This is a genomic window from Hymenobacter sp. (assembly GCF_036387835.1).
GTDB lineage: Bacteria > Bacteroidota > Bacteroidia > Cytophagales > Hymenobacteraceae > Hymenobacter.
In genome coordinates this window covers 1-6,748 of sequence record NZ_DASVSY010000068.1, presented here as the reverse complement: position 1 = coordinate 6,748, position 6,748 = coordinate 1, and the positions used below count along the sequence as shown (strand labels likewise).

Annotated in this window: 7 protein-coding genes; 2 read left to right on the top strand and 5 right to left on the bottom strand. The window is 51.4% G+C overall.

Translation table 11 applies throughout. The features are described from left to right. The coding region (locus VF639_RS12850) for a T9SS-dependent M36 family metallopeptidase (RefSeq protein ID WP_331146314.1) at positions 1–2,277 on the bottom strand (2,277 nt) is incomplete at its 3' end. A 425-nt stretch (positions 2,278–2,702) separates the two neighbouring features. Here VF639_RS12850 and VF639_RS12845 point away from each other — a divergent pair. Together VF639_RS12845 and VF639_RS12840 are read left to right on the top strand one after the other, a co-directional pair. Then, on the top strand, positions 2,703–2,831 hold the full coding sequence (locus tag VF639_RS12845) for a hypothetical protein (protein WP_331146313.1): 129 nt from the start codon (positions 2,703–2,705) through the stop codon (positions 2,829–2,831). A gap of 367 nt (positions 2,832–3,198) precedes the next feature. Then, a complete protein-coding gene (locus VF639_RS12840) occupies positions 3,199–4,437 on the top strand; it encodes a site-specific integrase (protein ID WP_331146312.1) in 1,239 nt (412 codons plus the stop codon). A 179-nt stretch (positions 4,438–4,616) separates the two neighbouring features. On the opposite strand, the gene VF639_RS12835 is transcribed toward VF639_RS12840, so the two are convergent. From VF639_RS12835 to VF639_RS12820, 4 genes are all read right to left on the bottom strand, one after another. Beyond that, positions 4,617–5,048, bottom strand: coding sequence for a hypothetical protein (locus VF639_RS12835; protein WP_331146311.1), 432 nt, complete (start codon positions 5,046–5,048; stop codon positions 4,617–4,619). Beyond that, a complete protein-coding gene (locus VF639_RS12830) occupies positions 5,048–5,539 on the bottom strand; it encodes a hypothetical protein (RefSeq protein WP_331146310.1) in 492 nt (163 codons plus the stop codon). Before VF639_RS12830 ends, VF639_RS12835 begins: the two co-directional genes overlap by 1 nt. Positions 5,540–5,826: 287 nt before the next feature. Then, positions 5,827–6,138, bottom strand: a complete 312-nt coding sequence (locus tag VF639_RS12825) for a hypothetical protein (RefSeq protein ID WP_331146309.1) — start codon at positions 6,136–6,138, stop codon at positions 5,827–5,829. 96 nt (positions 6,139–6,234) lie between these two features. Then, positions 6,235–6,396 carry a hypothetical protein gene (locus VF639_RS12820; RefSeq protein ID WP_331146308.1) on the bottom strand — a complete coding sequence of 54 codons (162 nt, stop codon included), beginning with the start codon at positions 6,394–6,396 and terminating at the stop codon, positions 6,235–6,237. Positions 6,397–6,748: the final 352 nt, after the last annotated feature.

Genomic DNA, 6,748 nt, shown 5'->3' with positions numbered 1-6,748 from the left:
GCCACGGCGGGCGAACACCTGCCAGATCAGGTAGGTGTTGGCTTTGTTGTTATAGATCGAGTCGGCTTTGAGGATGGCGTCGCGGCCATCGAGGAAGCCAGGGCGGCAGACTTGCAGCTTCAGGCCGTCGAGCACCAGCTTGAGGGCGATGTTGTTGCCCCCGGTGGCCGCTTTCAAGTCACGGTTGTAGCCGTACCGATCCACCAGCTTCCAGTTCAAATCCCACAGCGTAGCGGCCCACACTGAGCCAATGGCGTGTACGGCCGTGTAAGGAGCCACCCCAATGTTGGCATACGTCTGGTTGTTGACGGCAAAGTCCGTCGAGTAGCGCTGTGGGCGGATGCCGGCGCCCGTAGTGGGCTGATACGATACGTACGTACCAATGCCGCGCGGTGTAGCGCCTTGGTCGCCAGCCTTGGTGGTCATCCAGAGGCCAAAGAAGTCGCTCCAGCCTTCGCCCATCTGCTCGGCGTTGCCGAGGCAGCTCGAGTTGGCCGGGCCGCCGGTGAGGCGGTTGGAGATGCCGTGCCCGTACTCGTGCGCAATCACCCCGTTGTCGAAGTCGCCGTCACGATCAGGTGGGGGCACTTGCCCAATCAGGGAAGCAGCAGGCGCCGCGCCACTACTCAGGTTGTTTTTGAGCGTGGTGCCATCGGCCAAGGAAATCATGATGGACGGAATGCGTACGCCTACCGTGTCGGTGCCACCCATCACAGTGGGGTCGCCGGCCACGTTGTTTACAACAATTACAGCTTTAGCGCCGGCCCTTTGCGCATTGCGCACTTTCACACTAAAGTCGCAGGTACCCCGATCAAGCACGGCAATGTTACCATTGAGGGCAGCCGCATTCTGGAAGCGGGGCGCACAACCCAAGGAACTCGAAAGCGAGTCGATTACCAGTACCAAGTTGCCCGTGACAGGCGTGGTCGAGGAAAGCTTCCGACCGAAGCCAGCAGCCACCCCCGAATAGTTACCAGCTACCGGCGAAGGCTGCGCTACCGTTAGAGAAGCCCGAATAATGCCGGGCCAGAGGTACATCTGCATGCGGGGCCGCGCCCCATCGACGGGGGTCGAGAAGTTGGCGTTGTTGGTGCCGCCGCCATCTTGGGCTTCGGCCCGCACGTCGTCGTTGCCGAGGCCGGTGCCGGTGTAGTTGGTGACCTGGAAGTTGCCGCTCACTTCGTTGAAGCCCTTGTAGGCCATCACGTCGTGCATCAGGTTGTTCCAGTAGAACAGGTTAGTGATGGCCGCGTCCTGACTCACCGATGGCGCCTGGTTGAAGTTAAGCGGGAAATCGAAGCTTAGATCGGTGCCCCCGTCGGGGCTGTAGCCGACGGGGTTGCCGTTGCGGGCGGCGCGGTCTTCGTAGGCGTGCACGTTGTTGCCGCGGGTGATAGTGAATTCAGGGCCCGCCACGCCGTTGGTATCGTGCCAGCCAAAGGGCGAATAAGTGCGGTCGGCCGGGTTTACCACCAATTGCCGACTGCCATGGTTGGGGCTCTCCACCGTGAGGGGAAAAACGTTGTAGCTGTTGGGCGTAGCGGCAGCGCCATTGGGCTGCTGCTGAGGCCAAGCCGCAGTAGCCAACGAGCGTTGCGTTAGCTCCATGAAGTCCACCGGCTCCGAAATGGTGTAATCGGTTTTGTCGACTAGCTGGCCGGTCGAGGCATTGACGCGCACGTTCCAGTAATGGTCGCCCACTTTGGGGGCAATAGTAACGTCCCACACCAGTACCAGTTCCCCGCTAGGCCGGGCCTGGTACATGAGCTTGACGGGGATAGGGTCCAACGAGATACCGCCTTCCGAGAAAGTTAATCCTTCGGCGGGCGTACCAGGCTTCGTGATGGTCAGGCTGCCGGGAGCAGGCAGGTTGAGCACGCGGGCGGCGGCAGCCACCGCTTGCAAAGCCGAAAGCGTGGGCACGGTAGCTGCGCTCCGGGCTGCTGTGGCCACGTTGGCTACGAAGCCGCTGTGCATACTCAGCACCTTCTGGTTGCGGTCGAGGTGCATGTCGGCTTCGGCCCCGTACACTTCAATGCCCTGGTGGCGCTGGCGCAGGTACACGTGCGTAACGTCGGCACCGGCATCGGTATAGGAACTAGTAACGGCCGGATCAGCGACATCTGCTTCGCTTAAACCAAGCTTGGCATGCTGGCTGCTTAGCTGGCGCACAGCACCGCTCAGGGGGGTAGTTTGCGCCGCTACCAAGCCCGGTGTAGCCAGCAGAGCGGCTACAAGCAAAGGACGGCAGATAGTTGGCGTAAAGGATGTTTTCATAGTTTGGTTTGGAGTGAGAAAATCTGTTTAGTGACTACAGGAGATGCAGATTCCCAAACCTATCCATGAATTGTGACAATAAAAAACCTTCTTCTTCACATAATTTCGGCATTTACTACCCATATAGTTCTTTCTGCTACGTCGCTTAATGGCTTTGATACAGCGGTTCTCGGAGCACGAACCCAAGTCTGCCGCGCAATTCTGGCAGCAGCCAAATTGCCTGGTTTGTATAAGTAAGACAAGCCTATTTCAACCACGTTTTTTTGCAATCATCTTCTTATTGCAGCCCCTACACTTATTCTGTTCATCTGCTATATAAGGCTGTTGGTCAAGCCTTGGGGCCCAATAGTCTAGAAGATTTCAAGATTGATAAATCTATAATTATACTGCACTGCGTATATCTGTCCCCACTCAAAAATCCCGCTATGCCTGAAAAACGTCGTCGCCGACGTTCGAAGAAACGGAAGGTAGCCATGAGCACCATGATTGGTTTGCTGCTGGTCGTGCTGGTCTTCTCGTTTCTAACGTACGCCGTGTCCACTTATGGCTGGTAATCGAGCCTTAATTACCGGGTTTCCTTACTCACATTCCTTGAGCCCTGCCCAACCCGGCAGGGCTTTTTCATGTCGCTCTGTCTGGCTAGATAAAGAGTATAGATACTATCGGCTACAAACAAAAACGCCGCTCCCAAACCGGAAGCGGCGTTTTCTGTGGAGCTGCAGGTACTTGTACCGTATCATTTAGCTTACATTTATACTTACTGAAAATACCTACTATATGGGCTGAAAATGCCTATGCTTAATTCAAGTTGTGAGTCTGAGTGAGAACAGCGTAGTATAAATGACGCAATCTGTACCCCTAGCTGTACCCCAGGGGTACAGATTTGAGTAGCTTTAGAGCGGCAACTACTCCCCTCCTACCATGGCTACTGTCTCCTTCCACCTCAAGCGGCCTGACGCCGTTATTCCTACTGCTATTGTAGCTCTGGTAACCTTTGACCGGCAACGGGTAAAGGTGTACTCAGGCCTAAGCATTCTGCCCAAGCAGTGGGTCAAAGATGAGCAGCGGGCTAAGCTCAAAGGCTATCCGCAAAACGGCGCTGTGAACGATGCATTGGATCTATTGGAAGAACGGTTGCTGACTTACTATGATCAGCAGCGGGCGTTAGGACTATTACCCACGCCGGAAGCCTTACGGGGCCTAGCAGAGCCGGAAGCGCCTACGGCTCCAGTTGCTGCCCGCAAATCATTTGCTGATCATTATAGCGAGTGGGTGAAACTGACGCTGGCCAAAGGCAAAGTTGGTACGGCTCGAGCTGGTAATACCACCTTACGCCACCTCAAAGATTTTGAGCAGGCCACTGGCTACGCTGTAGACTTTGATACCATTACTCCTGTATTTGCTGATGCCTACACCTCCTATCTACTCGGGCCGGCCAATCTAACCGATAACACCATTGCCAAGCATATAGACCGGCTACGGCGCTTTATGCGCTTTGCTACCGAGAGAGGGTACACCACAGCCCGCGGCTGGGAGAAAATGAAGTGGAAGCGGCAGGAGCCGGATATTATGACGCTCACTACTGAAGAGGTAGAAGCCCTGGAAGGGCTAGAACTACCCGCTGGCTCCTACCTCGACAACGCCCGGGCCTTATTCCTGCTCAGTTGCTATACTGGCCTCAGATACTCGGACCTTGTAAGTATCCGACCAGAGCACGTACGAGGCAACACGCTGCGTATTACCACGCAGAAAACGAGGGAAACCGTTAGCATCCCCCTACAGGCTAGGGCACTGCTTATTGTGACCCGTTATCTCGCCGGCGGCGTTCGTCTGATCAGCAACCAGAAGCTGAACAACTACCTCAAAGAGCTAGGCCAGTTGGCCCAAATTGATAGCCCTATTGAGATCATCAAATACCGCGGTGGCAACCGGTCAAGTCAGACCATGGCCAAGTGGGAAAAGCTAGGTTGCCATACCGGCCGCCGCACGTTCGTTACACTGAGTCTGGAAAAAGGCTTACGGCCTGAACTTATCATGAAGATAACCGGCCACCGTACCTGGCGCGCCTTCCAGCGCTACGTCAACATTACCGAGCAAACGGTAGAACGTGAATTTGCCAAAGCTTACGAGATGCCTGAGCTGTTGAAAGTGGCTCGGTGAAGCCGATTAGAAAAATTTTATCTTGTTTTTAGCCGTGCACTAGCTGCACTGCGAGCACTCGTAAAATGCTTTAGAATACTGGAAACGCATTTTAGATCAGTGCAGATTGAAAGTAAAGTGCACTTATTGCTAATATTAACGCATGAAAAAGCCCCGGCGAATTGACCGGGGCTTCTTACTTATAAGGAGATGCCTTTGCCTTCTATGAATTGCTTTATGATAGCAAGATCTTTTTTACACTCTTCGATATCTTCCATCTCTTGTTCTCGCATTCCTTGCTCATCTAAAAAGCCTTCATAGCGGGCAGTAATGCTGAAGTCGAACAACTCGTCATACGCGTTGTATACTTTCCAACTAACAGGTATGCTATGCTGTGATTTTTGATTTTGTTTTGGAGCGGGGTGAATCAAATTTCGCATGTCACCATGAGAGCTAAAAGCATGCTTGGGCCGCCCTTGGTTCGATAGCCAAGCGCTTACCCAGTGTAGCCCCACGTAAAACATGACAACTACAATCCAGTCGGGAAAACCATCTTCCCCTTGCTCTTCCAGAAATGCTATCAGTTTTTGATTATGCTTTGCTTTGTTAATGTATCCTTCCCACTCAGGCATTACAACTCAATTTTATTTGAATTGATAACATTAACAGCACGCTTTTCAGGAATGAAGTGAAAAACCAAAGGAGCCAGATCGGCAAACTCGGTATTCTGATAGTCAGTCTTGAAATTGCGGAGCAGGGCACGCTTCTCTAAGGAGTAGTCACTAAGCGCAATGGTATATTCCATTGTGCTATCGCCTTCTTCCCGCTGTACTTCCCAAAAGCCAGCAACTGTAGCGTCCTTGGCAATATTCTGAACATGAGATACCACAATCCTGCGCATAATATCAGCAATGCCTTTACAAGCTGCTTGATGCTGGCTATACAAGAAGGTTAATGGAGTTTTCAGCATTTCATTCACGCGCTGCGCTAGCTCCTGACTGATACCATAATCAGCTAAGAAACTCGCAGCACCTGAGTACTCTCTACCCACTTGAGCAAGGATAGAATGCACACGCTCATCATGCTCAGAAAGACTATGCTTTGCTGCATTTGAAGCGTTCATAGAGGAGGATTGATTAAAATGATTAAAACGGGGCTGCAAAGGTAACACCAAATGGCTTAGTAAAGTGCCAAAAGTTCTGGCATATATTGTATATACGGCTCAAACATAACGATAAGCCGAGAAAAAAAAATAATTATTTGTTTGTTGTGTCTATCCTCTCGGTAAACCCGGCTTTATTCAAGTCGACTGCTTACAGATAATGTCAGCTCAAGTACGTCAAGGTTAAGCCAAGTATGTGCTTTACTATGTCGTCGGCAACAATTGCTATAGGACTGGCAGTGGTGCTACTACTGCACTTCTGTTAGTTCAGCTTTATGAATGATAAGGGGCTCCAGCGCGGACGCTATCTTCTCGAACGAAGCATCTCGAACAGCTTCTGTTAGATAGATGTAACACATAGGCTTAGGGTCGACAGTTCTGATGCAGATACCATACGCTATGTTGCCTTTCTCCCCGTGCAAGGGGAAATCTTTATAAGCATCTAGGGTTAGCTCGTATTCAGTAAGTGTTTGATCTTCCTTCCAGATAGAGTTGATCTGGGAAATATTGAAGATGTGTTCGCCCTTTTCGCCAAAGCGAACAAAGGAAGAAGTGGTCATATAAAAAGTAGTAGAAAGTAAATAAATTAAGCTGGACTAATATAGAAGAAGCTCCTCGGTTGAAGGAGCTTACATTAATTTATAGAGGAGTATATTTTAGGATATACCTAACCGGCGAGCTTCATCGAGTATAAGTAAACGAACGAGACCTGATATACTCAGGCCTCTGGCCGTAGCAACCTTTTCAGCTAGTTCCTTTTCTTCCTTGCTAGCCTTGATGTTTAGCTGCAAATGTTTGTTTGGCTTGGGCGTTTCCATATAGCAAATATAAGGATGAAGGTGTATATAAAAAATATACTTTAGCATTGCCTTGTATACACAAAGTATATACCTTTGATACATCATTAAACAAAAAGAGGCCAGCCCCGGCAAGGGCTGACCTCCGATTTCAGAAACAGGGCGGGCAAGCCCTATCACTAACTTATCTAACCGTAAAGGTATGCAGACAGCAGTCCTTGGCGCAACCCCATTGAAGGTTGGCGCCACCCTCCCCCGTTACACCGGTCCGCTGGGCCGATTCTTGGCCAGACAGGCAGAAGTTAAAGCCAGCGCCGCGATTCTGGCCTCGATGCGGGCTAATGTGTTAGACCTGGTGGAAGATCCAGCCCTC